Raw genomic sequence first — 26,241 nt, 5'->3', positions numbered from 1 at the left:
CTGTAGGATTATTTCCTATCCTATACCAAAGTAAAGAAAAATGCAACCAGAAATTCGTGTTTTGCGCACATTTGTATTTCTATGGCGTACTTTTTACTTCTTTGTGCCTTTCGCATCCCGCTTAGTGATCCGCATTCCGCTCAAATTGATCTCCCTGTCTTTATAGGTAATGGCATACGGCTCATCGCCCAGCAGATAAAGCTGCTCCAGCTCTTCATTTTTGGAAAGCTTTATGCCTCTGACACCTCTGGATGCCTTTTTAAGTACGGAAATGTCCTCCAACGGGAACCTCAGGAAATATCCCCCCGTGGTCTGAAGCACGACGGTAGCTGTCTGCTCCTCTACCAGTGCTACAGACAGAACTTCGTCCCCTTCCTGAAGCTTGGTAGCTGCCACCATGCGGTTATTAGTCTCAAACTCTTCTCCCGGCACCTGCTTTACCATAGCAAGCTTTGTGGCAAACACGAGCTTTCTTCCTTTCAGCTCCTGGGCGCAGGTAAGAAGACAGATCCGGTCTTCTCTTCCATCATATTTGCTCAAGTTTTCAATGGGCACACCCTTATCTCTCAGCTTTCCTGAGGGGATATCCAATGCCTTGATCTGATGCAGTGTTCCTGAGGCCGTAAACAGGCAGATCTTATCCGTATTCAGGCAGCGCTTTACATATACCTGCTCCGTATCCACCGTTTCCTGATTCCGTTCGTAAGTAGACTTATCCAAAAGCTTACAATAGCCGAAACGATCCATCACAAAAACAACCTCCTGAACCGGAACTGCATTCTCCACATAAACTGCTTCTGGGCCATCCTCGATCCGCGTCCGTCTTGGGACTGCAAATTCCTTCCGGATAGCTGCCAGATCGTCCTTGATCACCCGGTTCATCACCCCACGGCTGCCCAGGATCTTTTTGTAGCTTTCAATTCGTTTTAAGGTTTCCTTATGTTCCTTTTCCAGAGCCAGAATTTCCAGACCGATCAGCTTGTACAGCCGCATTTCCAAAATAGCAGACGCCTGGCGCTCTGTAAAGTGGAGCTTCTTTGCCTCCTCCTCAAATCCCGGCATCCGGAAATGGATATTGCTCACATCACCAGATATCAGACAGGCCTTCGCATCCTTTAAGCTTTTAGAACCTCTTAAAATTGCGATAATCAGGTCAATGCAGTCACAGGCGCTTATGAGGCCCTCCTGAATTTCCTTCTTTTCCAGTTCCTTTTCCAGAAGCACATTGTATTTACGCTCCGTATTCTGATACTGGAATTCCAAAAAATTGCGGAGAATCCCCTTTAAATTCAGCGTTTCCGGACGTCCGTCCGCAATAGCCAGCATATTGACTCCAAAGGTATCCTCAAGCTTTGTCTTCTTATACAAAATGTTCTTGATCCGGTCAATATCCGCGTCCTTTCTCAGCTCCAGTACGATACGGATCCCGTCCTTATTGGACTGATTGGAAATATCCACCACATCCGTAAGCTTTTTAGACTCTACCAGATCGGCTACGTCCACCAGAAACTTATTGATACCTGCTCCGATCATGGTATAGGGAATTTCCGTGATCACCAGCTTGTCCTTATCTGCCTTGCGCTTTCCAAGCTCCACCTCAAAACGGCCTCTGAGCTTTATTTTTCCCGTTCCGCTTTCATAGATCTCCGGAAGGTCGCTCTTATTTGCGATAATGCCTCCGGTGGGGAAATCCGGCCCCGGCATATGCTCCATCAGCTCTGCCGCAGTGATTGCGGGATTGTCAATATAGGCAGTTACCGCATCAATTACCTCTCCCAGATTGTGAGGGGGGATACTGGTGCTCATGCCCACCGCAATTCCCTCAGCTCCGTTTACCAGAAGGTTCGGCACCCGGACGGGAAGAACCTCCGGCTCCTTCTCCGTTTCATCATAATTGGGAACGAAATTTACGGTCTTATCCAAATCCTTTAAATAGACCTCCTGGGCAAATTTCTCCAGCCTTGCCTCCGTGTATCGCATAGCCGCCGCTCCATCACCCTCAATAGAGCCGAAATTGCCATGGCCGTCTACCAGAGCCATTCCCTTTTTAAATTCCTGGCTCATAACTACCAGCGTATCATAGATAGAACTGTCGCCGTGGGGATGGTATTTACCCATGGTATCGCCTACGATACGGGCGGATTTCCTGTGGGGCTTGTCGTAATCCAGGCGCAGCTGGCTCATATCATAGAGCACCCGGCGCTGAACGGGCTTTAAGCCGTCCCTGGCGTCGGGAATCGCTCTTGCAGTAATGACGCTCATGGAATAATTCATGTAGCTGCGCTGCATTTCCTCGCTGTATTCTGTCCGTAATATCTTTTCTGCCATTTTGTCCTCTCCTGTTATGCGTCGATCTCAGCCTCATCGGCGTGCTCATAGATAAACTGGCGGCGGGGGCCTACCTCGCTGCCCATCAGCATCTCCGTCACCTCAGAAGCCAGTCTTGCGTCCTCGATCTCAACCCGCTTTAATACCCGGCGTTCCGGATCCAGGGTCGTTTCCCAGAGCTGCTCCGCATCCATTTCACCAAGACCCTTATAGCGCTGCAGGGTAAAATCACCCTTGTGGGTCCTGCGGTAACGTTCCAGCTCCTTTTCATCATACAGATACTGCTCCTCCCCCTTTTTGGGGATTACCTTAAACAGAGGCGGCATGGCAATATACACATGGCCGTCATAGATCAGCTCCGGCATAAACCGGTATAAAAAGGTAAGAAGCAGCGTATCAATATGGCTTCCGTCCACATCCGCATCCGTCATGAGGATAATCTTGTCATAGCGCAGCTTCGTGATATCAAAATCATTTCCATAACCCTCTGAAAAGCCGCAGCCAAAGGAATTGATCATGGTCTTGATCTCCGCATTTGCCAGCACCTTATCCATAGAAGCCTTTTCTACATTTAAAATCTTTCCGCGGATAGGCAGAATGGCCTGATACTGCCGGTTTCTGGCTGTCTTTGCAGAGCCGCCGGCAGAATCTCCCTCTACGATAAAAATTTCACATTTGGAAGCGTCCCGGCTCTCGCAGTTTGCAAGCTTTCCGTTGCTGTCAAAAGAAAAACGGGATTTGGTCAGCATATTTGTCTTTGCCTTTTCCTCAGCCCTGCGGATCTTTGCAGACTTTTCCGCACAGCCGATCACTCCCTTTAAGACCTCCACATTCCGGTCAAAGTACAGCTGCAGCTCATCTCCCGCTACGGTAAATACTGCCTTGGTAGCGTCTGCGCTTGCCAGCTTTGTCTTGGTCTGTCCCTCAAAGATAGGGTCCGGATGCTTCACTGCGATCACAGCTGTCATACCGTTTCGGGTGTCCGCTCCCGTAAAGTTAGGATCTTTTTCCTTTAAAATACCAAGCTCTCTGGCATAAGAATTAATCATAGCAGTAAAACGGGTTTTAAAGCCTGCCAGATGGGTGCCGCCCTCCTGGGTGAAAATATTATTACAGAAGCCAAGGATATTCTCCTCGAAGGTATCTACAAACTGGATGGCTGCCTCAACCTCTACCCGGTCTACCTCTCCTTTAAAATAAATGGGCTCATGAACGGGAGTTTTTCCTGAATTTAATTCTTTCACATAAGAAATAATTCCCTCCGGCTCATGATAAGTAATGGCTTCCTCTTCTCCGCTCCGGTGATTCTCATAAAAAATCGTCAGATTGGGATTCAGATAGGCTGTCTCATGGAGACGGCTTTTCAGCCAGTCTGCCTTAAAGCGTGTCTTTTCAAAGATTTCTCCATCCGGAAGAAAATTAATCTGGGTGCCGCTTTCCCTGCTCTTTCCCACAACCGGAAGAAGGCCCTGCTCCAGCTCAACCACCGGACGGCCCTTCTCATAGGCATCATGATAGACCAGACCGCCCCGGCTGATCTTTACATCCATATATTCCGAAAGGGCATTTACCACAGAGGAGCCTACGCCGTGAAGACCGCCGCTGGTTTTATATGCCTCATTGTCAAACTTGCCGCCCGCATGAAGGGTGGAAAGAACGATTCTGGCTGCCGAAACGCCTTTCTGGTGCATTTCCACCGGAATCCCTCGTCCATTGTCCTTTACAGTGCAGGAACCGTCCTTTTCCAGTTTCACCCAGATCTTAGAGCAAAAGCCAGCCAGATGCTCGTCCACTGCATTATCTACAATCTCATAGATCAGATGGTTCAGTCCCTTGGTACCAACGCCGCCTATGTACATACCCGGCCGCTTGCGGACGGCCTCCAGGCCCTCTAAGACGGTAATACTGTCCGCATTATATTGTTCTGTTGCCATTCTTATCCTCCATATTCATGAAGCACGCCCCTTAAAAATTAAGGAGCGCGCCGGTTTGTCTCATAGTATTAAATCATATTTGAATGATTTTTTCAAGTTCATTGGGCCTCAAGCTTCTTTTCCAGCTCTTCTGCAAGGCGTTTCAGCTCCGGCCCCGGAGGATGCATATCAAAATCAAGGTGTGCTAAAAGCTCCCGGACGCGGTCCGGGCGGCCGCCGATCACAAGATCAAGATCCATAACAAGGCAGTCTCTTTCCTGTTTCTCTTTTTCACAGATATCCTTTTTGTACATAACATTTCCCTTCTGAAAAATTATTCTTTTATAAAAAGAATGGCCGGATCTATTCCTGATTATACCTCTGGCTGAATCCGGAAATAAAAACTTGTATTTTTAGAAAAAGTCTGCTAATATGGAACATCCGCGGCTAAAAATACAGGAGGATACGATTCAATGAAACAAACAATGAATGAAACAAAACCAAGCGGCTGGCAGAGACGGACAATCCTGTTTCTGACCAGCCAGTGCATTACCCTATTTGGTTCCACCCTGGTACAGATGGCCGTGGTCTGGTACGCCACCATGGAAACGGCAAGCGGAGCCTGGGTTGCAGCATTTACAGTGTGCTCCTATCTGCCCCAGTTTCTCATCTCCTTTTCAGGAGGCGTATGGGCGGACCGGTACAGCAGAAAACTGCTGATCGCAGGAGCAGATGCCCTTACGGCGCTGGCTACTCTGGCCATGCTGCTTGCAGTCCCGCACATCACCTCCAAACCTTTTTTTCTTGGAGGTCTTCTTTTAATGTCTGTCATCCGTTCCCTTGGAGCCGGCATACAGACCTCTGCTGTCAATGCAGTTATTCCTCAGCTGGTACCAGAGGAGCACCTGATGCGCTGCAACGGAATCAATGCAGCCATGCAGTCTGCGGTACAGTTTGCCGCTCCTGCTGCCGCCGGAGCCATCTTTACAGTCAGCACCCTGGATACAACCCTGATGATCGATATTGTGACTGCCATTTTGGGAATCGGCCTTTTATCCTGCCTGTCCATTCCCTCCTGTAAAAGCCAGGGACAGTGTTCCTCATTTATTCAGGATATGAAGGCCGGAGTGAACTATGCCTTTTCCCATCGTACTATCGGAAGGCTTCTGATCCTATATGGTCTTTTTACCTTCCTGTGCGTCCCTGCGGGCTTCCTAGCCGGACTTTTTGTGCGCAGAAGCTTTGGGAATACCTACTGGTACCTTACCGCCGTGGAGGTGATCGGCTTTGGAGGAATGATCCTGGGCGGGATCCTGATGAGCCTTAAAAATAACGGTCAAAGCAAAACCCGCCTTTTATCATGGGGGCTTTTCAGCTTTGGAGCCTTTGCTGTTGGGATGGGACTGTCTGCTTATTTTATTCCCTATCTTATCATGATGTTTTTCTATGGAATTGCTTTGACCGTGGTGCAAACCTCCATCACCACGCTTATCCAGAAACACACAGACGTCTCCATGCAGGGCCGTGTATTCGGTCTTTTGGGAACCATGTATTCCGGCTTTCTTCCCCTGGGAATGGCCCTCTTTGGTCCCATGGCAGACGCTTTCCCCCTTTCCTGGATCATGGTCGGATCCGGCGGCGCTCTGATACTTATGGGATTATATTCTAAATTGTTATAAAATTATAAATTTTTTCAAAAATTCTCTTGCAAAAACCGTTTGGGGCTGATATAATAATTTTATCACGCAGATGTAGTTCATCGGTAGAATATCAGCTTCCCAAGCTGAGGAGGCGGGTTCGATTCCCGTCATCTGCTCTACACCCTTGGCAGGGAGAAACCTTGTATTTATCAGAAAAAGCTGATAAATGCAAGGTTTTTTCTTGGTTTACACTTATTTTTTTGTGTGACTTTAGGAAGTATTTTCCGTTTTTTACATCCTAAATGTATCTAAATATCACACGAGTATCACACGAATTTTAATATCGATGCAGTATCACTGAAAACCCTGAAGGCATTCTTTCTGATCTAAATTTAATAGTGATATCTACATGACAAAATAGTTAAAGCATCCCCCTCTTTGACGTATACAAGACGATTTTTTTCGTCAATTCTTCGGCTGAAAAATCCCTGTAATTCATATTGCAGAGGTTCCGGCTTTCCAATTCCCTGCATATTTCCACTCCGCTCAATGTCTTTAATTAGCTGATTGATTCTTTTTATGGTTTTTCTGTCCTGTGACTGCCAATACACATAATCAGCCCAGGCTTCATCCGTCCATAAAAGCATAGGTTAATCCTCCATCATTTCATGTATGGAGGTGCCCCCATTCCTGTATTGTTCTAAAGATTTCATCAGGTGATCATGATTCTCCTTATTGCCCAGCAAATATACGGTTTCCATTAAACTGTTATAACTATTTTCAGACATGACAACCATATTTGTCTTTTTTCGTGTCACGATCATCGTTTCAAACCCATCCGCTACACGGTCAAAACATTCTTTCATATTTTCCCTAAGCGTTGAATAATTTACAGCGAACATATCATTCACTCCTTTTTCTTTTATTATAGCGTACAATTTTTTGTACGTCAATAGTTTTAGAACGAATCAATATATTCACAACCTTCTGCTCTGATCCTCGCCATCAGCAACTTACTGCATCAAAAGAAAAATGCAGCCCGACAGGAAATCCCCGCCGGACTGCATCTTTCTTTTTAAGGAGTTTTACTTACCTGCCATCTGACGCTCCTGGGCCTCGATCATCTTTTTGACCATATAGCCGCCTACAGAACCGTTCTGCGCGGAAGTCAGGTTGCCGTTGTAGCCGTTGCTTAACGGTACTCCCAACTCGCTTGCGACCTCCATCTTAAAGCGATCCATTGCTTCCTTTGCCTCAGGTACGTTTGTTTTGTTTGTGTTGTTAGACATAATAAAACGCCTCCTTATAACAGATCTGCTCCTGCGGTTTTTGTTCCGCTTGAAGCTTGTTTGTTGTTACGTTGTTATTATGTGATTTTCTGAACATAATACACTAGAATGTTTTGCGTAAAATGTCAAAATATAGAAAACATCTGTCTATTCCACCACAACTACTTTTTCGATCCGCTGTTTTTCTGCTTTTACATCATCTGCATATCCCAAAGCAGCCATTCCATATACGATATGATCTGCCGGAATGCCAAAATCATTTAAAATTTCACGAATGGAAGGCTCATCGCAGATTCCCTGAAGCTGATTGATCCACACAGAGCCAATCCCAAGAGAATGAGCGGCCAGAAAGATATTTTCCATAGCGCAGGCATTGTCCTCTTTTCCATGAGGATTATCCCTCTGATTGGAAGGAATGATCAAAATCTCCGGCTGATACATATCATAATTTTCCCGGCCCAGTATCTTTCCTGCGGCCTCTGCCAGCCTCTGCACCTTTTTTCTGTTTTTTACCACGGTAAACTGCCAGGTCTGTTTTCCCATTCCGCTGGGAGCATAGAGAGCCGCCTTAAGGATCTGATCCAGATCTGTCTGCGGAATCTCCTGAACCTTAAACTTTCTTGTACTTCTTCTTGTAAGGATTGTCTGCATTGTTTCGTTCATCTTCACCGTCTCCTTTTTAAAGATTTAAATGTTCCTCCCTGTCTCCAAGGTACTGCTCAATTTTTTGCTTAAGCTCCCTGTATTCCTCTCCTTCAAGACCAGGATCCTGATCTAGTATCGCATTTACTTCCTCTGATACCTGTTTTAGAAGATTGGCATCTGTAAAGATATCTGCCAGTTTAAACTCCAGCTCCCCGCTCTGGCGTACGCCGAAGATATCTCCCGGCCCGCGAAGCTTTAAATCTTCAGAAGCAATATAAAAACCGTCATTGGAACGGTTCATAATATCTAGCCGTTCCATGGTATCCTTACCGCCGTTTCCATTCACCATAATACAGAAGGACTGGGCTTTCCCACGGCCCACGCGGCCCCGGAGCTGATGAAGCTGGGCCAGTCCGAAGCGCTCTGCATTTTCAATCATCATGACAGTGGCATTGGGGACATTCACCCCAACCTCTATGACAGTGGTAGATACCAGCACATCAATCTCTCCGGCAGCAAAGCGTTCCATGATCTTATTCTTCTCTTTTGCCTTCATTTTTCCGTGGAGATATTCAACAGAAATTGATTCAGGAAATACTTTTTTCAGCGTTTTCGTGTAATCCACCACATTTTCCGCCTCGATCATCTCGCTTGGCTCTACCATGGGACAGATCACATAGGCCTGATGGCCCATTTCCACCTGCTTCTGGATAAATGCATATGCCTTTGACCGGTAACTGATATCCACCACGCAGTTTTTAATTTCCTGCCGTCCCGCAGGCAGCTCGTCGATCACGGAAATATCCAGATCCCCATAAAGGATAATTGCCAGAGTTCTTGGAATGGGGGTTGCGCTCATAACAAGTACATGGGGCGTATTTCCCTTGTTGCTTAAAAGCTCTCTCTGGCCCACACCGAACCGGTGCTGCTCATCCGTAATCACTAACGCCAGACGGTCATAGACCACCTTTTCCTGGATCAGCGCATGGGTTCCCACGATAATATCCGCCTCATGGGAAGCGATTTTTTCATAAGCCAGCCGCTTTTCCTTTGCGGTCATGGAGCCGGTAACAAGTACAGGAACTTTGTCAATTCCATTTTCCGTAAACAGCTTTTGCATGGATTCAAAATGCTGTCTGGCAAGCACCTCCGTAGGTACCATAAGGGCTCCCTGGCAGCCGTTATAAGCGGCCTGCAAAAGGGCAAGTATGGCAATAATAGTCTTTCCTGAGCCTACATCTCCCTGTATCAGCCGGTTCATCACCCGGCCTCCCGCCATATCGGAAAACACCTCCTGTAAGACCTTCTCCTGAGCCCCTGTAAGGGCATAGGGAAGCCTTTTCCTGAGTTTTAAAACCTCCAAGCATTCCTTTAAGACCCAGGAAGACATTTCTTTTTCCCTGTGCTCCTTCAGCCGTCTGACGCCTACAAGAAACATGAAAAATTCATCAAACACAAGGCGGCGTCTTGCAAAAAGAAGCTCCTTTTCATCAGATGGAAAATGGATATGCTCCAGCGCATAGTTAATCTCTGCCAGCTCGTATTTTCTGCGGAGAACGGCCGGCATATATTCCCGTTCCAGCCGGCGCATTTCAAGCGCCTGTTTCTGGGCCTTCACAATGGTTTTATTGCTCAGCCCTCTGGTCTGCCCGTATACCGGCTGCATGGAATGCTCCAGCGCATCATAGGCCTCTCTGGTAAAAACCTCCGGCTGTTCCATCATCAGGCGGCCCCGTTTTTTCACCACCCGCCCCCGGAATACATACATCTGGCCGCTTTTTACATTTGCCCGCATATAGGGCATATTAAACCAGGCAAGCTGCAGTGTTCCTGTCAGATCACGGATCATCGCTGATACCATCTGCACCTTTCCGGTGCGCAGAAGATCCGGCGGCTTTGAAAGCACAGAAGCCACGCTCATTACGGTCTGTTCCTTTAACTGTCCAATGGGAACCGGTTCTTCATAGGTGTCATATGCTCTCGGATAATAGGAAATGAGGTCATCAATGGTGATGACCCCTAGCTTTTCAAACAGTTTTCCTGTTTTCTCTCCAATTCCCTTTAAAGCGCTTACAGGCTGATGGCCGCTCATGATTTTTCCTGCTCAAGGGCATTTAATCCCAGGCGGATCGCGCCCATGATTCCCTGATCGTCATTTAAGCTTGCAGGAACAATGTAATTGTCAATATCATCCAGCTCTTTGGAGCAGATATAGCCGTTTACAAGCTCCTTTACCTTCCTTCGGATTAACGGGAACAGCTGCTCCTGATGCATAACGCCGCCGCCCAGGATAATCTTCTGGGGCGACAAAATCATAATATAATCTGCCAGAGCCTGAGCAATATAGAAGCTTTCAAGCTCCCATACTTCAGACTGCTCCTTTAAATCAACTGCCTTTTTTCCCCATCTGGCTTCAATGGAAGGGCCGCTGGCAAAGCCCTCAAAGCAGTTTGGATGGCTGGGGCAGACTCCTCCCTTTGTATCTTCGGGATGGCGGTTTAACAGGATATGGCCTCCCTCCGGATGAAGCATCCCGTGGAGAAGTCCTCCATTTACCCACACGCCTACGCCAACTCCCGTTCCGATGGTAATATAAATCACACTGTTTAAACCTTTGGCGCAGCCATAGGTCACTTCTCCCAAACAGGAGCCGTTTACGTCCGTATCAATGGCCATGGGAACCTTAAGCCCTTTTTTCAGGCTACCCAGAAGATCCTTATTTCTCCAGGCCAGCTTAGGAGTTTCCAGTATATATCCGTAGTTTTCAGAAGCAGGATCCACTCCCACCGGGCCAAAGGCTCCGATGCCAAGGGCTTCGATCCCCTTATCCTTAAAATACTCAATGATCTTTGGAATGGTTTCCTCCGGTGTGGTAGTCGGAATGGAGATCTGGTCTATAATACTCCCGTCTTCCTTTCCCAGGGCGCAGACCATCTTGGTTCCCCCTGCTTCCAGTGCTCCGATTATCATTTTGGCTTTATCCCCCTCTTATCAGTCTTTTCTGTTTCCTACAAAACGCAGAATATAGATAAACAGGTTAATGAAATCCAGATACAGCTGCAGTGCTGAGAAAACGGAAGCCTTTGCTGCCATCTCGGAATTCTGTCCGTAATAAGCATAGTATGCCTGGATTTTCTTTGCGTCGTAAGCTGTAATAATTAAAAACAGGAAAATTCCCACACCGCAGACCATTGTTTCAAAAGCGCTTAAATCAATAAACATGGCTAACAGCCAGAAAACAAACAGGAAGATCAGGCCGCCTGTCATAAAAGGACGCAGAGCGGAAAAATTGATATTTCCAAAATACCCGATCAGTGCCATCACCCCGAAAAACATAGCTGTAATTCCAAATGCAATCCACAGGGAAAGAAGGTCAAACATCAAAAAATACAGGCTGAATACGATACCATTTACAGCAGAGTACAGGAAAAACATACTTTTCGCTGTAGTTACAGACATCTTTTCCAGTCTGGCAGACAGTGAAATTACTAAAATCAGTTCAGCCGCCAACAGAAGGAAGTTCCACGCCGGAATCCGGATTACATAGATAAATGCTCCTGTAACATACATACTGATGGCAACGATCAATGTTATAAGCAGTCCCGCAAACATCCAGCCAAAGGTTTTAGCAGTGTATCGTCCCAGAGATTCCCCCGCCTGATTGACTGTCCTCTGTTCCATTCTGAATTCATCGTTCATACTTGCTTTTCTCCTTTCATTTCTACTCTGCAGATATCATATAATAATAAATAGGCTGACCGCCGTACTGCAGTTCGATTTCCTTATCCGGGAATTCCTCTTCGGCCTGCTTTCTGAAGGCTTCTGCATCTGCCTCGGTCACATCGCTTCCATAATAAATAGTAACCAGCTCGCTGTCCTCATTTAACATCGCCTCAAGAGCCGCCTTCGCTGCTCCTAAAACAGATGTGTCCACTGCCAGCATCCCATGATCGCCGATTGCCATAATATCGCCCTCATGGATTTCCATTCCGTCGATGGAGGTATTTCGCACCGCATAGGTAATCTGGGCTGTCTGCACCCGCTCCATCTCGGCTGTCATATTTTCCAGATTCTCCTCCGGCGTCAGATCGGGGATGAAATTCACCAGAGCCGTGATGCCCTGAGGCACGGTTTTAGAAGGAATAACGATAATCTCCTTATCCTCCGTCAGATCACGAGCCTGATTGGCCGCCATGATAATATTTTTATTGTTCGGGAGAATGAAAATGTGATCGGCATTGACCTTTTTAATGGCGTTTAACATGTCCTCCGTGCTGGGGTTCATGGTCTGTCCGCCTTCAATGAGGTAATCGGCCCCGATTCCCTTGAAAATCTCGCTTAAGCCATCGCCGCAGGATACGGTGATGAATCCATAGGGCTTCCGCTCGCTGGTTTCCTCCTCTGCAGGGTTGGGCTGGGCGGCCTGCTCCTTTGCCAGACGCTCTGAATCCTGGATTACCCGCTCCTCATGCTCTTCCCGCATATTGTCAACCTTCATACGAGAAAGAGAGCCGTAGGTAAGTCCCTTTTCAAAGGCCAGTCCCGGATGATTGGTGTGAACATGGATCTTTACGATCTCATCATCTGAGACCACTACCAGAGAATCTCCGATAGAGCCCAGATACTTCTTAAGCTCATCCTCATCCTTCTGGCTGTATTCCTTTTCAAGCTTAATGATAAATTCGGTACAATAACCGAAGCGGATATCCGCTGTGTCAATATCCGTTCTGGAAGCTCCGGCAGACTGAGGGGCTTTTTCAGAAGAAGGTTTTAAAATGCCTGCGTCCTCAAAGGAGAAATCACTGCATTTTCCCGTAAGGCCGTCAAAAGCTCCCTTTACTACCTGCATCAGGCCCTGACCGCCGGAATCCACTACGCCTGCCTGCTTTAATACGGGAAGCATCTCCGGTGTCTGGCTTAAAACGTAGTCGCCCTCCTCAATGACTGCCTTTGCAAAAATTTCAATATCATCCGTCTGAGCGGCCATTTCGATGGCTTTGTCCGCCATGCCCTTGGCAACCGTAAGAATGGTGCCTTCCTTTGGCTTCATAACTGCCTTGTAGGCGGTTTCTGTACCGCGCACCATGGCATTTGCCAGAATGGTCACATCAATGGACGCTGTGCCCTGGATCTCCTTTGTAAAGCCTCTCAAAAGCTGTGACAGGATAACTCCGGAATTTCCTCTGGCGCCTCTTAAAGAGCCGGAAGAAATAGCCTTTGCCAGCTGCTCCATATCCGGGTCTTCCAGTTCTGCTACCGCTTTGGCAGCCGCCATGATCGTCATCGTCATATTCGTCCCGGTATCTCCATCCGGTACCGGAAAAACATTCAGCTCATTGATCCAGTCTTTCTTGGCCTCAAGGCCCTTTGCTCCTGCCAGAAAGGCTTTTTTTACCATCCCGGCATCAATTGTACTTATACCCACGGGTTGCTTCCTCCTAATCAATCACTCTGACACCTTCTACAAAGATATTGATCTTTTCGATCTCCATGCCGGTGAATTCTTCTACTCTGTACTTCACACTTTCGATCAGATTGTCAGCCACTGCTGAAATGCTGACCCCATACGATACGATCACATGAAAGTCAATGGATATCCTGTTTTCTCTGATATCCACAGTGATGCCGTGTGTCAGGCTCTCTCTTTTCAGCAGCTTCACAAGACCGTCTTTCATACTTACGGCCGCCATACCCACGATACCAAAGCACTCTACTGCAATGGTTCCTGCATATAAAGCAATCACTTCCGGGCTGATCTGGATCTCGCCCATCTTATTGCTGATTCGTCCCTTCATATACACGCCTCCTGTTTTCATATTAAGGACAGTATACACTATTTCCCGAAAAAAAGAAATAAATTTTTGTTTTTTCACTTGCAAAAATTGAAAACATCTGGTATCATTACTTTTGTTGTGGATTTTTCTATTTTCTACAAGAAATCCAAGTAACGTTTAAGGAGGTGCAATAGTATGGCTAAGTGTGCAATCTGTGAAAAGGCAGCTCATTTCGGAAACAAAGTGAGCCATTCCCATAGACGGTCCAACAAGATGTGGAAAGCAAACGTAAAATCTGTTAAGGTTAAAGTAAATGGCGGAACCCAGAGAATGTACGTATGTACTTCCTGCTTACGTTCCGGCCTTGTAGAAAGAGCCTAATTAAATGCAGAGCAAAAGCTCCTGACTGTGATGGTCAGGAGCTTTTTTCTGTCTGGATCGTCTATTTAATGATACCGGTTCTGCAGCTTCCAGAAATCAGCAGCAAAACAGATTATACCCAAGCACAAGGCAGCATACCACAAAGAAAAAGGTAAATATGGTCTCGGGTATAAATAAAAGCACCGCCATCCCAAGGCCGAAACAGAACAGCATCAGTCCGCATATCCTTTTCATATCAAAACGCTCCCTTCTCTTTATCTTATGCAAAAGCGTTCCTTCCCATTCCCCCGAAGCTTTCATATGCCCTCTCCGAGATAGCAAAAGGCCCTGCAGACGCAGGACCGTAATAATGTCATATTCCTGTTTTAATCCCGTTTGTCATATTCAGCCGCAGCATCCTGAGCCGCTGCGCGGGTTTCCTCCGATACAGCCGGTTTTCCGCCCATAAAACGGTTAATCAGGTCGGGAGCCATATCGATCGCCTTTGTGATGGCATCCTGGTTTTTGATGTTTACCACCTTTGTGACTCCGTTTTGTATCACCAGAACGGCGCTGGGACTCATCTTGGCGCTCATTCCGCCGCCGCCCTTCTGCTTTTCCTTTGTTTTTTCCGAAAATGCTCCTGCCGCCATGCCGCAGGTCACATCAATCAGAGGGACGATAATGGCATCTCCTGCCTGCACCGGTTCGCCTACAACTGTCTTTGAAGTGACAAACTGATCCATCCCCTTAAATAATGTATCAATCATAGATGAAAAATGATTTTCTGCCATACCGTCTTTCCTCTTCCTTCTTTTAACGCGCTAGACTGCGCTTCCCTTTAAAAAACCAAACAGCATGCGCCTGGTATGCCCATCACGCAGGATCCCAAGACCCAGCCACAAAAGATATCCCGCCCGGATGCGTCCCTTAAAGCTGCCTTCTGCCTCAAATACCGTTTCATCAAACACCGGGCAGATTTCCAGATTCCCTTCAAAAAAAGGATAGATAAGAGCTGCCGCCGACAATGCCTGTCCCGTAAGATAAGGTTCTTCAAACCCAAAGGTTACGGATCCCTTCCCTCCTCTGGGACATACATGGCGCAGAAAACGGCCCGTCTGCTTCCAGAGAAGCTTAAGCGACGCCTGATTTTCTTCATCCTCCAGCCAGGCTTTCTTTTCTTCTGCAATGTTTTGCATATTCTTAAGCTTATCACAAAATGACTGAAAAGAAAACTTAAGTTTTTCAAGAAAAACCTTTATGCGGCCGAATACATCCTTCTTTTTATGCTCTGTATGTCTTTTGTCTTCAGGCTCCGGTCGGGGCTGCTGGTTCTCTTCCCAAAGGGCAGTTTCCTTTTCTTCCGGCTTTTTTCTATCTTTCGGCTCTTTCCTTTCTGCATCTGTACCTCTGAGCGTTTCCTCATCCAAAGGCCAGGGGGCTTTTGGTGTTTCTTTCTCTTCGCCCATTTCCCAGAGCTTTTGTCCAAACAGCCTTACTCCGGCTGTCAGTCCGCTTTCATCTCCATCATATCCGGCGCTTAAGGAAACAGCTCCGAAAAGCCAGGAAATTTTCCCTTTCCCGGCCGGTTTGTCCTTCCAGCTTCCGCCTGCCTCATAGCACACCGGAACAAAGAGCACCAGACAAACCACAGCCAGAACCAGGCCCAGAAGAACCAGAATCAGGATACCAATGGCCTTTAAAATCAAAAGCAGTATGTGTACCACTATCCGCACCTCATTTCCCGGCCATTTGATCCATATATGCCTTCCAGTCAAAACCGCCTGTCTGATGGTACATATCGTCTACCATCCGTCCTGTAACCTCCGCCGCCTCATGATAGCCTCTGGCGATTCCCAGAACCAGCAGATTTTCCCCCTGCCGTTCTCTCCTCGTGAGCAGAGACACAGGACAGATATCAAATATATGTTTCCCATTTTCCGGAAGAGTAATCACATAGGTATCAGGCAAAAGGCTGCCCTGGCGGAGTCCTTTCAGGATCCGCGCTCTGGCCCGGTCTGCATTTTGTCCCATATACAGATGATCCCACAAACGCATCCTCTCTCCTCCTTTTTGGCAAAATGACCTTTTTCCCGCTTTACTCTTCCATCAGGCTGCGGATCAGATCTGCACAGGCTTCCCGCTCTATCTCGTCGCTGCAGCTGTCCAGGCTTCCCTGAATATATTCTCTGGCCTCATCCAGAGATTGGAAATTTGCAGGCAGGCTGGACAGGCATTTTGCCATGGCAGCCCGCACTACAGCTTTTGGAAGCTCCTTCCAGCGTTCTCCCATATCCTTAAAAAGCGCATCCAGTTTTTCTCTGAAAAATACTTCGTCTACCTCTGCCTCATCTGCATTCGGCTTTTCCAAGGACATAAACGCGCTGCCAGACATCAGAAGACCTGCCTTCCAGGCAGCCTCTGCCTCCGGCCCGTTTTCCTCCTGAAGCTCCTCCAGAGAGATATCATCTCTGAGCCACTGCTCAAAATACTGCTCCTGCTTCCCTTCCAGGGCCGGAAGACGGTCTGTGACCTCTTCGGGGATGTCCTCCCACTCTTTTGATGCAAAAAGCGTCTGTATTCCCTTTAAAATCTCTTTTGTATTCTGTTCGCAGGACAGATCAGATACAGCCGTTCCCTGCGCCAGAAGGATCACGCACAGATCATTTACCATATCTATCAGGCACAGGATTTCTCCGCTGAGAGCATTGATCTCCCGGCTTCCTTCCTCCAGTTCAGAAGCCAGATGACGATACTCTTGTGCAGTAAGATGTCTTAAATCTGCCTGTTCAAACGCTTTCATCCGGTCAAACAATGTTCCATATGCTTCTTCCCGCGCCATCGGCCGGTTTAACAGCCCCTCGGAACGCAAAATATACAGTATATCTTCAAAACCGGAGCGCGGAAGCCCCTTGTAGATGCTCAGACGATCCTCTAACAGGGCAAAGAATTTCTGCTTTGTAAAACGTACCGGGAGCTGTCCTGTAATCACCTGCATCCGTTCGCGAAGGGCTGCCGGATCGGGCGCAGTTTGAAACCAGGACAGGATTTCTTCCGTAAGGCTCTCTGTATCCTCCGGCTTTTTTCCGATCAGCTTTGGTGCAAATCTTCCCTCAATCCGATTCATCACATATTCATAGGCCTGGAACGCATCCGTATAATCCGTAACCTTTTCCATCTCCCGGATCACATCCTGGCGCAGTTCATCTGCCCCGCAGTCTGACTGTCCTTTCAGGCAGGCGTCAAGGAGTTCACAGAATCGGTCATACAGACCGGAAATCCGATCATTTTCAAAGCCTTTTTTCTCTGCCGCCGCCTCATAGGCTGTATAAAAGTTCAGCGCCAGCCTGATATAGGAGCAATGGTAGGCCGCCGTAAGCTGCCTGCGTATTCTTGCTGCTTTCATAAAAATAATTCCTCCTTATGAATCCGAACGGTTTTCATATTCCAATACGCACAGGCGTACCAGATCCAGAGCCTTTACCGTAGACTGTTCCCGAATCTTGGCCCTGTTCCCTTTAAACTGGTAACGTTTTACCACTGTCTTTCCTTTTACGCAGCAGGCCATATATACAAGTCCCACCGGTTTTTCCGGCGTTCCGCCCTCCGGCCCGGCAATTCCCGTAATGGATACGCACACATCCGTCCCGGCTGCCGCCGCTCCGCCCTCTGCCATCTGTACGGCCGTTTCCTCACTGACCGCACCGTAAGCAGCAAGGGTTTCCTCCCGTACTCCCAAAAGACGCATTTTCGCCTCATTGGAATATGTCACCATGCCCTGCATAAATACATCCGATACACCGGATACGTTTACCATGCGGGCAGCCACCATTCCGCCGGTACAGGACTCAGCCGCTGCCATGGTAAGCTGCTTTTCCTTTAAAAGCGCGGCAACTGCCATTTCCAGACTGGTTTTTTCATCTGTGGTGTAAACCGCATTCCCAAACCGGGACTTGATTTCCCGGATCACAGGAGCCACAAGAGCCTTCCCTTCTTCATAATCTGCCGCTCTGGCTGTAATACGGATATGAACCTCCGCTGTCTTTGCATAGGTAGCAATGGTAGGATTGGTCTGGCCATCGATCAAATCCAGCAGCTTATCCTCCACCTGGCTCTCGCCGTATCCGCAGATTTTTACCATCCGAGACACTAAAACCGACTGCTGGAGCCGTTCCAGATAGGGAAATACCTGCCCTTCAAACAGCGGGTACAGCTCATTTGGCGGGCCCGGAAGAAGAATGGCTGTTTTCCCATTTTTTTCCAATATCAATCCAGGAGCCATACCGTTAGGATTGTCCAGTACGATCGCCCCCTGGGGAACCATCGCCATCTTCCAGTTATTATCCGGGATTTCTTTATAAATATTGCCTGCAAAAAACGCCTCCAGCTGGCTTCGGGTATGGGGATCCTCCACCAATTCCATTTCCATGGCCTCTGCACAGACTTCTTTTGTCAGATCATCCTCCGTAGGGCCAAGTCCTCCTGTGAGGATTACGATATCCGACCGGTGAAGGGCTCTCTTTACGCTCTCCATCATCCGGCCGTAATTATCGCCGACCGTTACCTGATAATACTGATCCAGCCCCAAAAGGGCGCATTTTTCCGCCAGATATTGCGTATTGCTGTTTAAAATATTCCCCATCAGGATCTCAGTTCCTACGCTGATCAGCTCAACGACCATTTTACAGGCCTCCTTCCGTCAGAACCTTTATATTCTTTGCAACATAATCCACCAGGGATACGACCGTCAGGATCACGGCGATCCACAAAACAGCGCTTGTCAGAACAGACAGAGGCGGGATGTTGAAGATCAGAAGCACTACTGCCGTCATCTGGAACACGGTTTTAAATTTGCCCCAGTAGCTGGCTGCGATCACAATGCCGTTATCTGCTGCCACCAGGCGGAAGCCGCTGATGATAAACTCACGGCTGATGATAACGATCACAACCCAGGCAGGAAGCTGGCCCAGCTGGATCAGGCAGATCAGGGCCGAGCAGACTAAAAGTTTATCTGCCAGGGGATCCATAAATTTTCCAAAATTTGTCACAAGTCCGTATTTTCTGGCAATCTTTCCGTCTAAAAGATCCGTCAGGCTGGCTGTAATAAAAATCACATTGGCAATGATCCGCATGGTCTGATCGGCGCCATTTTCATAAAGAAGGGCGGCCACAAAAAACGGGATCATACAGATACGAAGAACGGTAAGCTTATTGGGCAGATTCATGATACACCTCTCCTATCAGGTCATACTCGGCGGCTCCTGTGACCTTTACCCTTACAAAGTCGCCGGACATCAGCATCTCATCGGCATTTACAAAAATCAGTCCGTCCACATTGGGCGCATCCATGTAGGTGCGGCCTACATAGGCCGGTTCATCTGCTACCTTTCCCTCGATCATGACAGTCAGGACTTTTCCCACCATTTTTTCACAGTGTTCAAACGCAATCTCCTGCTGAAGCTCCATGATGGCATCCCGGCGCTCCTCCTTTACCTCCTGGGGCACCTGATCGGGATAGGAGTACGCAGGGGTATCTTCCTCTGCCGAATAGGCAAACACTCCAAGACGCTCAAACTCCATCTCGTCCACAAACTCCATCAGCTCCTCATGATCCTCCTCTGTCTCTCCCGGAAAACCGGAGATCAGAGTAGTACGCAGGGCAATATCCGGGATCTCTCTGCGCAGTTTTGCAATGCGCTCCTTTAATTCTTCTTTGTGAGTTCTGCGGCCCATGCGGCGCAGGATCCGGTCACTGGCATGCTGGATGGGGATATCCAGATAATGGCAGACCTTTTCCTCTGATTTAATGGCCTCGATCAGCTCATCCGTAATCTCCTCCGGATAGCAGTACTGGATGCGGATCCAGTAAATCCCCGGAATCTTTGCCAGCTCATGGAGCAGCTTTGGAAGGGATTTTTCCCCATAAATGTCTTTTCCATAAAGAGTGGTCTCCTGAGCCACCAGGATCAGTTCCCGCACTCCGTTGTCAGCCAGCTCTCTGGCCTCCTCTAACAGCCGTTCCATGGGAACGCTGCGGTAAGGCCCTCTTAAGGACGGGATAATGCAGTAGGTACAGCGCTTATCACAGCCCTCGGCAATCTTTAAAAAGGCGTAGTAGCCGCCGGTAGTCACCACACGCTTTTTAGCTGTGTGGGGCAGCTCGCTCAGACTGTGAAAAACTGAAATGTGGCTGTCAGCCGTTCCTTCCCCGTCCCTCTCATCTTCTCCAAAAAGCTCCGTCAGAACCCGTCCGATCTCTTCGTAGGAGGTGGTTCCTAAAATTGCGTCTACCTCCGGGATCTCCTCTGTGATCTCCTCTTTATAGCGCTGAGCCAGACAGCCTGCCACGATCAGGGCACGGCATTTACCCTCTTCCTTTAAGCGGGCCATCTCCAGAATGGTATTTACGCTTTCTTCCTTGGCGTCCCCGATAAAACAGCAGGTATTGATCAAAACAGCATCCGCCTCTGTTTCATCATCTGTAAAGGTTACGCCAAGGCCTCCGGCTACGCCTAACATTTTTTCTGTATCCACCAGGTTTTTATCACAGCCTAAGGACACACAGAATAATTTTATCTTCTTCATAAATGCATTTTACTCCTGATTAACATTTAAGCCATCTTCCCGTGTCTGCCGGGCGTAGATCGCCCCGGCGTTTCAGGCACAGGAGACGGCTTCTTCTTTCTCTTATTCGTTTTGGGCAGCCTCTTTTGCATCAGCTTCTTCTTCCTCTGTTGTCTCCTCTTCCGGAAGAATCTTTACCTGCTGATGGTACAGCTCGTCAATGGCGATCGACAGAGGCTTTTTCCCTGCTGTGCCGGGAACTAAGGGTTCTTCCCCTCCAATCAGCTGTCTTGCACGCTTGGAGGCTGCAATGACGATAGAATAGCGGCTCTGTACCACCGGCTGCTCGCCCGGTTCGATATCGCTGTTTACAACGTTGATCAGATCTGTGTATGATGGATGTAACATTCTACATTCCCCTTTCAATTTTAAATATATAATCGCTCTGTCTGCGGCCCGAAAATGATCCCGGCTTTTAACAGGGCAGTTTGCTGACATTAGTTTCTCTCATCCAGATGATACAGGTCCTCCCGCATCTTTCCAAGGAAATCCAGATGATAGGAGGTTTTTTCGTGCTGCAGCTGGATCAGCTGGTGCATTTTTTCCACACATGTATCAATCTCATCATTGATCAGGAGGTAATCATAGGCTTCCATGCCGTCCGCCTCCTCAGCCGCTCTCTTTAAGCGGGCGTTGATCACCTCAATGCTTTCCGTACCGCGGCCCACCAGGCGGCGCTTTAACTCCTCTGCGCTGGGCGGCGTAACAAAAAGAAGCAGCGCCTCAGGATAGCGCTTCTTTACCTTTAAAGCGCCCTGGATCTCAATCTCCAGGATCACGTCCTTGCCCTGAGCCATCTTTTCTTCTACATACTCCTTGGGAGTGCCGTAATAGTGATTTACATACTTGGCATACTCGATCAGCTTATGCTCATCCCGCAGCTTCTTAAACTCTTCTTCCGAAAGGAAAAAGTATTCTCTTCCGTTTTCTTCACCTTCCCGTGGTTTTCTCGTAGTGGCCGAGATCGAAAGCGCATAATTATCATAACGCCTTAAAAGCTCCTTCATCAAGGTTCCCTTGCCCGCTCCCGAAAATCCGGATACAACCACTAAAATTCCCTGCTGGTTCATGGGATCTCTCCTCACTTTCATCTCTATTCGATGTTCTGGATCTGTTCTCTTACCTTTTCAATCTCCGTTTTCAGGGCAATGGCCTTATCGGAAAGCTCCAGATCGTTTGACTTTGATAAAATGGTATTGGCCTCCCGGTTCATCTCCTGAGCGATAAAATCAAGCTTTCTGCCTACACTTTCACCGCTTAAAAGCTCCCGTTTCGTATTTTCAATGTGGCTTCTCAAACGTACCGTTTCCTCATCTACACAGATCTTGTCCGCATAGATCACCACCTCAGAGGCAATCCGGCCCTCGTCTACCGCAGTTCCGTTTAACAGCTCCTTTACCTTTTCCTCCAGGCGTGTCCGGTACTCGGAAATAATCTGCGGAGAACGGGCCTCGATAAAATCAACCAGCTCTGTCATGTAATCCAGCTTGCCTAAAAGGTCATGTTTCAGGTGTTCGCCCTCAATCTCTCTGGAAGCCACAAACTTTTCGGCGGCCTCCTCCATAGCGGATGAAAGGATCTCCCAGAGGTGCTCCTCATCATCCGGGGTCTGCTCCATGGTCAGAACCTCCGGGCATCTGGCAAGAGTGGATACATGGATATCGTTTGGAATGTGAAATTCCTCCTCCATCCGTTTAAAATGCTCCATATACTCTGCTGCCAGAGCACGGTTGTACTTTAAGCAGAGGTTTCCCTCCGTATAGTCCTCATAGTTGATAAAAATATCCACCTTTCCCCGCTGGATGTACTTCTTAAGCAGGGTACGGATGGCAGCCTCGAAGTAATTGAACTTCTTCGGCATCTTAATGCTCAGATCCAGATATCTGTGGTTCACCGCCTTCATCTCCACAGAAATCTTATACTCATCAGTAGCATTCTCGCATCTTCCAAAGCCGGTCATGCTTTTTAACATAAAGGAATGCCTCTCTTTCATCGTTACATAGTTATACAGTATTATAATTCATCTGTGGGGGCAAGTCAACTTTTTTTCAAAAAGAGGAGACGCGCCTTCTGAACGCATCTCCCCTGAAAAACTTTATGAAATGGTACTCTTTTAATTCACCTTGGAGCCGCAGGCCGTGCAGAAAGCATCCCCCTCTGCCAGTGAAGCGCCGCAGGAAGGGCAGAACCGTCCGCCTGCGCTGGATATTTCCAGAGACTCCAGTTTGGAGCCGCATTTATTGCAGAATACGCTGTCCAGCGTAATAATCTGCCGGCAGTGCTCGCACATGCGCAGTCCCTGAGCCGCCAGCTTGTTGCGCTCCAGCGTCTCCTTCTGATCTTCCAGATCCTTTACCTGCTGTATAAACCCTTTGTATTCCGGCTCACAGTCCTCCCGGTGCTTTTCCAGATATACCGTTCCAATCTGGATCAGAGTTTCCCTGATTTTTCCCTCTACCGCTTCAATCTGCTGGTCAAACTTTCCGGCCGGCTGGCTGCTTCCCCCTCTGACCAAATTGGTATTTTCTTTAATCGTATCAAAAAGTCCCATATGTCCAATCCTCCTACTGTATTCCAAACCAAGCGTCTAAAAGCCCGCTGTCAACGCTGCTGATCTCCCAGCGCTTCTCCTCTTTATTATATGTAAATTCTACGGTTCCCGTATAGGTTTTGTCTGCCGTACTGCTTTCTGCTTTTTCTTCAAAGCCGTTCAGTATAAGAGAAGCGTCCCCAAAGGCCATATCCGTCAGGTTCATCCACAGATTCTTCCTGTTTATTACCAGATTCACAAGCTCGGACAGGCCTGTGTAGTCCTCTATTACCCGACGGTTTATATCGGGGATATCCAGATAATGCACCGTTACGGACGCGCTGACGATCCCGTCCTTCTTTTTTGCTTTTTCCGCCTCAAAATAAGAGCGGCCGGTCACAGACTCTGCCAGCTGTTCCATATTAGCGGCTCTGGAAAAGGACTCTGAAAGAACCTTTCCCAGTTTTGATGAAAGATCCCTTACCTCTTTATCTTCAAAATTTTCTCCCAACTTTCCCAGAGAAAGCTTTATATTCTGAAAAAACTGTTCGGTCAGATCATTTACCATATAGTCAAAGCAGGAACGGTACAGATTTTCATTTTCCGAATATTCGCTATGCTCCGCAAAATATTCCTCCATCATAGCCTGCGTATCAATCTTTCCCGCACTGGGCTTTAATAAAAGAACGGCAAAAACAAGCACAAGAACCGCTCCCAGAAGCCCTGCAGCCTTTATGGAAATCTGCGGGCGCTTCCATGCGAAGGATACGCCTTTTTTCTCTGCCTTTTTTGTACTTCCTGTGTTTACACGCATCTTTTCACCGCATTTGGGGCAAAACTGCGCGCCATTTTTAACGTCATTTCCACACTTGGGACAAAACATAATTACCTCTCCTCATTTGTACTTTTCTTATTTCGTATATCCTCCAGAATCGAATACAGAATCCGATAATAGGAGCGTTCCCTTCCACCAAATAGCGCCCGGCGCTCTATCCATATAATCAGAATGACGATCAGAGCAGAAACCAGCCCAAACACAGCGACTACATTTACTTCCTGTTTTATTGAATTGATTATACTGAAAATGGAAATAAGCAGGGACAGGATGGAAATAACAGCCGCATAGGACGTATTGTAAATCTCATCCCGTATGACATGAGCCCTTGTTGTCCAGTAAAATAATTCAAATTCTTCCGGGGCTTTGTTTTTAAACTGCGCCGCCTGTTCTCTTAAAGCGGAAACCAGTTCGCGGATTTTCTCTTTTTCCTTTTCCCATTTTTTATCTTTCTTCTTTTTTTTAAGCCATCTTTGCCGGATTTCCTCAATTTTTTCCAGTTCCTCTGTATACTTCTGATTATTCTTTTGTGTTTCGTTCATTGTTGGTTCTCCTTTTAGTAAAAGATGATTTCTACCTGATTTCTGATCTCTTCTAGCCAATTTGCATCTTTCAACTCTTCAGGAGCTTTAATAGTTTCCAGACTTGTGCAGCCTGTAAATACAAACGGAAGTTCCTCTTCATCTAGCATTAACGGAAGCCCCTTTGGAAGAGATATGTTTTTCAATTTATTACATCCCATAAAACTAATAAATATACTTCTACGATCATATTCTAAACAATTTTTATTTGATAAATCTATATTTTCCAAATTATTACATCCAGCAAACATCAATTCTGCATCAGTAATTTCCATTTCAGAATTCGAAGAAATATCTAAATATTTCAAGTTCATACATCCCCCAAATGCGCTTCCCGATATTCTAGTCACACTGTTAGGAATATGTATTTCCTTTAAACTCCAACAGTCTAGAAATGCACCGTTTCCTATTGTAGTAACCCCGTCTGGAATATTAATATTTTTCAGACTATTGCATCCTGAAAAAGCACTATCTCCTATAATAATAGATTTTTCTAATGTTTTGCCATCTATTGACAGAATCTCCTCCCCTTCCAATTTCTCTGGAATGGTTATGCTCTCTAAGTTTTTGCAATTTTTAAAAGTACTGTTTTCTATCCATTTTAATTGCTCTGGCATATTTATACTCTTCAAATTAACACAACCAGAAAACGCTCCAGATCCTATATCTTTAACATTTTTAGGAATATCTATATTTTCCAATTTGCTACAACTAGAGAAACTTTGTTCTCCTATTTTTTCTAACCTTTCCGGAAGGCCTACACTTATTAAATTACTGCATTCAAAAAATGTACCATCCTCTATTACCTTAACTCTTTCTGGGATATTTATATTTTCTAAACTCTCACATCCGTAAAAAGCATACCCCTCTATTTCTCTAATATATTCTGAAAGTTGTATATTTTTTAAACCTTCACATCCACGAAAGGTAGCCATTCCTATTTTTTCTACCGTCTCTGGAATATCTATATTCTCTAAACTTTTACATCCTTCAAAGGCACTGTACCCTATTTCTTCAATGTTCTCCGAAAGTCCTATACTTTTTAAACCTTCGCATCCATAAAAGGCGCTATCTCCTATTTTTTCTACCTTGTCCGGAATATCTATATTCTCTAAGCTTTTACATTCCCTAAAGGCATCGTTTCCTATTTCTTCAATGTTCTCCGAAAGTTTTATACTTTTTAAATTTGCACATCCCCCAAAAGCGCCTACCCCAATTTTCGTAACACTGTCTGGTATCGTTATACTCTCCATATTGGTATAATATGCAAACTCATAATCCTTAATTTCCGTCGTTCCCTCCGGTACAGTTATGCTTACCAGTTCAAGACCACTTTCAGCAGACGGTTCAGACGGCTTCTCTGCCGCTCCCATCCCTGCTTTAAAAATGAAAAACCCGCCACAAAGCACCGCCACCGCAGCCGCCGCGGCAACTGCATACTTCATCCCGGACTTTTTCGTTTTAGCTTCCGCTCTTTCTTCCTTTTTCTCCGTACTTTCTCTCAGTTTCGCTCCGCACTCCGGGCAAACCTCAACCCCGTTATCATCGTTCAGGTTGAAACCACACTTTGGACAATACATACCTGTTCCCCTTTTCTAATGTATTTATCTCTGCATTTACTACATAATTATACTTATGTTGTTATTTTTATCTTTCCCCACCGCGCTGAACACGTCCGGAAATACTTGCAAAACACAATCACAAATGCTATACTTTCCAAAG

At 46.9% G+C, this 26,241-nt stretch carries 28 protein-coding genes and 1 tRNA gene; 3 read left to right on the top strand and 26 right to left on the bottom strand.

The genetic code is table 11. The features are described from left to right. Window positions 1-93 precede the first annotated feature (93 nt). The 3 genes from WKT10_RS06200 to WKT10_RS06190 all read right to left on the bottom strand — a co-directional run bounded on the left by WKT10_RS06200 (window position 94) and on the right by WKT10_RS06190 (window position 4,555). The gene (locus WKT10_RS06200) at window positions 94-2,328 is read right to left on the bottom strand and encodes a DNA gyrase/topoisomerase IV subunit A (RefSeq protein WP_317439481.1); all 2,235 of its coding nucleotides are present in this window, start codon (window positions 2,326-2,328) and stop codon (window positions 94-96) included. A 14-nt stretch (window positions 2,329-2,342) separates the two neighbouring features. Further along, window positions 2,343-4,262: a DNA gyrase/topoisomerase IV subunit B gene (locus WKT10_RS06195; RefSeq protein ID WP_066548722.1), complete on the bottom strand. Its 1,920-nt coding sequence runs from the start codon at window positions 4,260-4,262 to the stop codon at window positions 2,343-2,345. A gap of 98 nt (window positions 4,263-4,360) precedes the next feature. Beyond that, complete coding sequence (locus WKT10_RS06190; protein WP_066548724.1) at window positions 4,361-4,555, bottom strand: hypothetical protein; 195 nt, start codon at window positions 4,553-4,555, stop codon at window positions 4,361-4,363. Between the two features lie 159 nt (window positions 4,556-4,714). Between WKT10_RS06190 and WKT10_RS06185 the strand changes: the two genes are divergently transcribed. Together WKT10_RS06185 and WKT10_RS06180 are read left to right on the top strand one after the other, a co-directional pair. Then, a complete protein-coding gene (locus WKT10_RS06185; RefSeq protein ID WP_340276195.1) occupies window positions 4,715-5,920 on the top strand; it encodes an MFS transporter in 1,206 nt (401 codons plus the stop codon). A gap of 66 nt (window positions 5,921-5,986) precedes the next feature. Next, window positions 5,987-6,057 (top strand) — tRNA-Gly (locus WKT10_RS06180). A gap of 216 nt (window positions 6,058-6,273) precedes the next feature. Here WKT10_RS06180 and WKT10_RS06175 read toward each other — a convergent pair. From WKT10_RS06175 to WKT10_RS06135, 9 genes are all read right to left on the bottom strand, one after another. Then, on the bottom strand, window positions 6,274-6,528 hold the full coding sequence (locus tag WKT10_RS06175) for a Txe/YoeB family addiction module toxin (protein WP_066548728.1): 255 nt from the start codon (window positions 6,526-6,528) through the stop codon (window positions 6,274-6,276). A 3-nt stretch (window positions 6,529-6,531) separates the two neighbouring features. After that, on the bottom strand, window positions 6,532-6,783 hold the full coding sequence (locus WKT10_RS06170; RefSeq protein WP_066548730.1) for a type II toxin-antitoxin system Phd/YefM family antitoxin: 252 nt from the start codon (window positions 6,781-6,783) through the stop codon (window positions 6,532-6,534). Window positions 6,784-6,966: 183 nt separating this feature from the next. Next, on the bottom strand, window positions 6,967-7,170 hold the full coding sequence (locus WKT10_RS06165) for an alpha/beta-type small acid-soluble spore protein (protein WP_066548732.1): 204 nt from the start codon (window positions 7,168-7,170) through the stop codon (window positions 6,967-6,969). A 147-nt stretch (window positions 7,171-7,317) separates the two neighbouring features. Further along, window positions 7,318-7,833, bottom strand: coding sequence for a nitroreductase family protein (locus tag WKT10_RS06160; protein ID WP_337433275.1), 516 nt, complete (start codon window positions 7,831-7,833; stop codon window positions 7,318-7,320). 16 nt (window positions 7,834-7,849) lie between these two features. Next, complete coding sequence (gene recG / locus WKT10_RS06155) at window positions 7,850-9,907, bottom strand: ATP-dependent DNA helicase RecG (protein ID WP_337433274.1); 2,058 nt, start codon at window positions 9,905-9,907, stop codon at window positions 7,850-7,852. Beyond that, window positions 9,904-10,785 (bottom strand): ROK family protein, encoded by an 882-nt coding sequence (locus WKT10_RS06150; protein WP_337433273.1) that lies wholly within the window; start codon window positions 10,783-10,785, stop codon window positions 9,904-9,906. Before WKT10_RS06150 ends, recG begins: the two co-directional genes overlap by 4 nt. A gap of 21 nt (window positions 10,786-10,806) precedes the next feature. Further along, window positions 10,807-11,514: a Bax inhibitor-1/YccA family protein gene (locus tag WKT10_RS06145; RefSeq protein ID WP_337433272.1), complete on the bottom strand. Its 708-nt coding sequence runs from the start codon at window positions 11,512-11,514 to the stop codon at window positions 10,807-10,809. A gap of 22 nt (window positions 11,515-11,536) precedes the next feature. Further along, on the bottom strand, window positions 11,537-13,240 hold the full coding sequence (locus WKT10_RS06140; protein WP_337433271.1) for a DAK2 domain-containing protein: 1,704 nt from the start codon (window positions 13,238-13,240) through the stop codon (window positions 11,537-11,539). A 13-nt stretch (window positions 13,241-13,253) separates the two neighbouring features. Next, window positions 13,254-13,610 (bottom strand): Asp23/Gls24 family envelope stress response protein, encoded by a 357-nt coding sequence (locus tag WKT10_RS06135; RefSeq protein WP_066548747.1) that lies wholly within the window; start codon window positions 13,608-13,610, stop codon window positions 13,254-13,256. A 174-nt stretch (window positions 13,611-13,784) separates the two neighbouring features. Here WKT10_RS06135 and rpmB point away from each other — a divergent pair, with 174 nt between their 5' ends. Then, window positions 13,785-13,970, top strand: coding sequence for a 50S ribosomal protein L28 (gene rpmB / locus WKT10_RS06130; RefSeq protein WP_066548750.1), 186 nt, complete (start codon window positions 13,785-13,787; stop codon window positions 13,968-13,970). A 365-nt stretch (window positions 13,971-14,335) separates the two neighbouring features. Here the strand turns inward: rpmB and WKT10_RS06125 are convergent, their stop codons facing one another. The 14 genes from WKT10_RS06125 to WKT10_RS06060 form a co-directional block, all read right to left on the bottom strand. Next, on the bottom strand, window positions 14,336-14,743 hold the full coding sequence (locus WKT10_RS06125) for a GerW family sporulation protein (protein WP_066548763.1): 408 nt from the start codon (window positions 14,741-14,743) through the stop codon (window positions 14,336-14,338). Window positions 14,744-14,773: 30 nt separating this feature from the next. Then, window positions 14,774-15,676 (bottom strand): DUF2953 domain-containing protein, encoded by a 903-nt coding sequence (locus WKT10_RS06120; RefSeq protein ID WP_337433270.1) that lies wholly within the window; start codon window positions 15,674-15,676, stop codon window positions 14,774-14,776. Window positions 15,677-15,686: 10 nt separating this feature from the next. Further along, window positions 15,687-16,007 carry a hypothetical protein gene (locus WKT10_RS06115; protein ID WP_331624851.1) on the bottom strand — a complete coding sequence of 107 codons (321 nt, stop codon included), beginning with the start codon at window positions 16,005-16,007 and terminating at the stop codon, window positions 15,687-15,689. Between the two features lie 40 nt (window positions 16,008-16,047). Further along, window positions 16,048-17,355, bottom strand: a complete 1,308-nt coding sequence (locus WKT10_RS06110; protein ID WP_337433268.1) for a hypothetical protein — start codon at window positions 17,353-17,355, stop codon at window positions 16,048-16,050. Between the two features lie 15 nt (window positions 17,356-17,370). Next, window positions 17,371-18,630, bottom strand: a complete 1,260-nt coding sequence (locus WKT10_RS06105) for a competence/damage-inducible protein A (RefSeq protein ID WP_340276181.1) — start codon at window positions 18,628-18,630, stop codon at window positions 17,371-17,373. A gap of 1 nt (window position 18,631) precedes the next feature. Then, window positions 18,632-19,174 (bottom strand): CDP-diacylglycerol--glycerol-3-phosphate 3-phosphatidyltransferase, encoded by a 543-nt coding sequence (gene pgsA, locus WKT10_RS06100; RefSeq protein ID WP_340276179.1) that lies wholly within the window; start codon window positions 19,172-19,174, stop codon window positions 18,632-18,634. Next, a complete protein-coding gene (rimO, locus tag WKT10_RS06095) occupies window positions 19,158-20,534 on the bottom strand; it encodes a 30S ribosomal protein S12 methylthiotransferase RimO (protein ID WP_179297088.1) in 1,377 nt (458 codons plus the stop codon). Before rimO ends, pgsA begins: the two co-directional genes overlap by 17 nt. 102 nt (window positions 20,535-20,636) lie before the next feature. Beyond that, complete coding sequence (gene rpoZ, locus WKT10_RS06090) at window positions 20,637-20,921, bottom strand: DNA-directed RNA polymerase subunit omega (RefSeq protein WP_066550834.1); 285 nt, start codon at window positions 20,919-20,921, stop codon at window positions 20,637-20,639. A gap of 89 nt (window positions 20,922-21,010) precedes the next feature. Then, window positions 21,011-21,643, bottom strand: a complete 633-nt coding sequence (gmk, locus tag WKT10_RS06085) for a guanylate kinase (RefSeq protein ID WP_066548775.1) — start codon at window positions 21,641-21,643, stop codon at window positions 21,011-21,013. A 23-nt stretch (window positions 21,644-21,666) separates the two neighbouring features. Then, the gene (locus WKT10_RS06080) at window positions 21,667-22,545 is read right to left on the bottom strand and encodes a YicC/YloC family endoribonuclease (protein WP_066548777.1); all 879 of its coding nucleotides are present in this window, start codon (window positions 22,543-22,545) and stop codon (window positions 21,667-21,669) included. 141 nt (window positions 22,546-22,686) lie between these two features. Then, the gene (locus tag WKT10_RS06075) at window positions 22,687-23,124 is read right to left on the bottom strand and encodes a zinc ribbon domain-containing protein (protein ID WP_340276175.1); all 438 of its coding nucleotides are present in this window, start codon (window positions 23,122-23,124) and stop codon (window positions 22,687-22,689) included. 13 nt (window positions 23,125-23,137) lie between these two features. Next, window positions 23,138-23,986: a zinc ribbon domain-containing protein gene (locus WKT10_RS06070; RefSeq protein WP_340276173.1), complete on the bottom strand. Its 849-nt coding sequence runs from the start codon at window positions 23,984-23,986 to the stop codon at window positions 23,138-23,140. A 2-nt stretch (window positions 23,987-23,988) separates the two neighbouring features. After that, window positions 23,989-24,480, bottom strand: a complete 492-nt coding sequence (locus WKT10_RS06065) for a hypothetical protein (protein ID WP_340276171.1) — start codon at window positions 24,478-24,480, stop codon at window positions 23,989-23,991. A 14-nt stretch (window positions 24,481-24,494) separates the two neighbouring features. Beyond that, window positions 24,495-26,099 carry a leucine-rich repeat protein gene (locus WKT10_RS06060; RefSeq protein ID WP_340276169.1) on the bottom strand — a complete coding sequence of 535 codons (1,605 nt, stop codon included), beginning with the start codon at window positions 26,097-26,099 and terminating at the stop codon, window positions 24,495-24,497. Window positions 26,100-26,241 lie beyond the last annotated feature (142 nt).

Origin of the sequence: Enterocloster sp. HCN-30185, from assembly GCF_037890305.1 — a bacterium.
In the GTDB taxonomy this organism is placed as follows: Bacteria; Bacillota; Clostridia; order Lachnospirales; family Lachnospiraceae; genus Enterocloster.
Note: the sequence above shows the minus strand (reverse complement) of the source record. Positions and strands in the feature narration are given on the sequence as shown.

What these genes read in the sequence shown, in the direction of transcription:
- WKT10_RS06165 (WP_066548732.1), bottom strand. Translation starts at nt 7,170, where the DNA reads ATGTCTAACAACACAAACAAAACAAACGTACCTGAGGCAAAGGAAGCA.
- WKT10_RS06175 (WP_066548728.1), bottom strand. Translation starts at nt 6,528, where the DNA reads ATGCTTTTATGGACGGATGAAGCCTGGGCTGATTATGTGTATTGGCAG.
- WKT10_RS06160 (WP_337433275.1), bottom strand. Translation starts at nt 7,833, where the DNA reads ATGAACGAAACAATGCAGACAATCCTTACAAGAAGAAGTACAAGAAAG.
- WKT10_RS06125 (WP_066548763.1), bottom strand. Translation starts at nt 14,743, where the DNA reads ATGGCAGAAAATCATTTTTCATCTATGATTGATACATTATTTAAGGGG.
- recG (WP_337433274.1), bottom strand. Translation starts at nt 9,907, where the DNA reads ATGAGCGGCCATCAGCCTGTAAGCGCTTTAAAGGGAATTGGAGAGAAA.
- WKT10_RS06110 (WP_337433268.1), bottom strand. Translation starts at nt 17,355, where the DNA reads ATGAAAGCAGCAAGAATACGCAGGCAGCTTACGGCGGCCTACCATTGC.
- rpoZ (WP_066550834.1), bottom strand. Translation starts at nt 20,921, where the DNA reads ATGTTACATCCATCATACACAGATCTGATCAACGTTGTAAACAGCGAT.
- WKT10_RS06075 (WP_340276175.1), bottom strand. Translation starts at nt 23,124, where the DNA reads ATGGGACTTTTTGATACGATTAAAGAAAATACCAATTTGGTCAGAGGG.
- WKT10_RS06070 (WP_340276173.1), bottom strand. Translation starts at nt 23,986, where the DNA reads ATGTTTTGTCCCAAGTGTGGAAATGACGTTAAAAATGGCGCGCAGTTT.
- rimO (WP_179297088.1), bottom strand. Translation starts at nt 20,534, where the DNA reads ATGAAGAAGATAAAATTATTCTGTGTGTCCTTAGGCTGTGATAAAAAC.
- WKT10_RS06145 (WP_337433272.1), bottom strand. Translation starts at nt 11,514, where the DNA reads ATGAACGATGAATTCAGAATGGAACAGAGGACAGTCAATCAGGCGGGG.
- WKT10_RS06200 (WP_317439481.1), bottom strand. Translation starts at nt 2,328, where the DNA reads ATGGCAGAAAAGATATTACGGACAGAATACAGCGAGGAAATGCAGCGC.
- gmk (WP_066548775.1), bottom strand. Translation starts at nt 21,643, where the DNA reads ATGAACCAGCAGGGAATTTTAGTGGTTGTATCCGGATTTTCGGGAGCG.
- WKT10_RS06185 (WP_340276195.1), top strand. Translation starts at nt 4,715, where the DNA reads ATGAAACAAACAATGAATGAAACAAAACCAAGCGGCTGGCAGAGACGG.
- WKT10_RS06115 (WP_331624851.1), bottom strand. Translation starts at nt 16,007, where the DNA reads ATGCGTTTGTGGGATCATCTGTATATGGGACAAAATGCAGACCGGGCC.
- WKT10_RS06170 (WP_066548730.1), bottom strand. Translation starts at nt 6,783, where the DNA reads ATGTTCGCTGTAAATTATTCAACGCTTAGGGAAAATATGAAAGAATGT.
- pgsA (WP_340276179.1), bottom strand. Translation starts at nt 19,174, where the DNA reads ATGAATCTGCCCAATAAGCTTACCGTTCTTCGTATCTGTATGATCCCG.
- WKT10_RS06150 (WP_337433273.1), bottom strand. Translation starts at nt 10,785, where the DNA reads ATGATAATCGGAGCACTGGAAGCAGGGGGAACCAAGATGGTCTGCGCC.
- WKT10_RS06060 (WP_340276169.1), bottom strand. Translation starts at nt 26,099, where the DNA reads ATGTATTGTCCAAAGTGTGGTTTCAACCTGAACGATGATAACGGGGTT.
- WKT10_RS06065 (WP_340276171.1), bottom strand. Translation starts at nt 24,480, where the DNA reads ATGAACGAAACACAAAAGAATAATCAGAAGTATACAGAGGAACTGGAA.
- WKT10_RS06105 (WP_340276181.1), bottom strand. Translation starts at nt 18,630, where the DNA reads ATGGTCGTTGAGCTGATCAGCGTAGGAACTGAGATCCTGATGGGGAAT.
- WKT10_RS06080 (WP_066548777.1), bottom strand. Translation starts at nt 22,545, where the DNA reads ATGTTAAAAAGCATGACCGGCTTTGGAAGATGCGAGAATGCTACTGAT.
- WKT10_RS06135 (WP_066548747.1), bottom strand. Translation starts at nt 13,610, where the DNA reads ATGAAGGGACGAATCAGCAATAAGATGGGCGAGATCCAGATCAGCCCG.
- WKT10_RS06195 (WP_066548722.1), bottom strand. Translation starts at nt 4,262, where the DNA reads ATGGCAACAGAACAATATAATGCGGACAGTATTACCGTCTTAGAGGGC.
- WKT10_RS06190 (WP_066548724.1), bottom strand. Translation starts at nt 4,555, where the DNA reads ATGTACAAAAAGGATATCTGTGAAAAAGAGAAACAGGAAAGAGACTGC.
- rpmB (WP_066548750.1), top strand. Translation starts at nt 13,785, where the DNA reads ATGGCTAAGTGTGCAATCTGTGAAAAGGCAGCTCATTTCGGAAACAAA.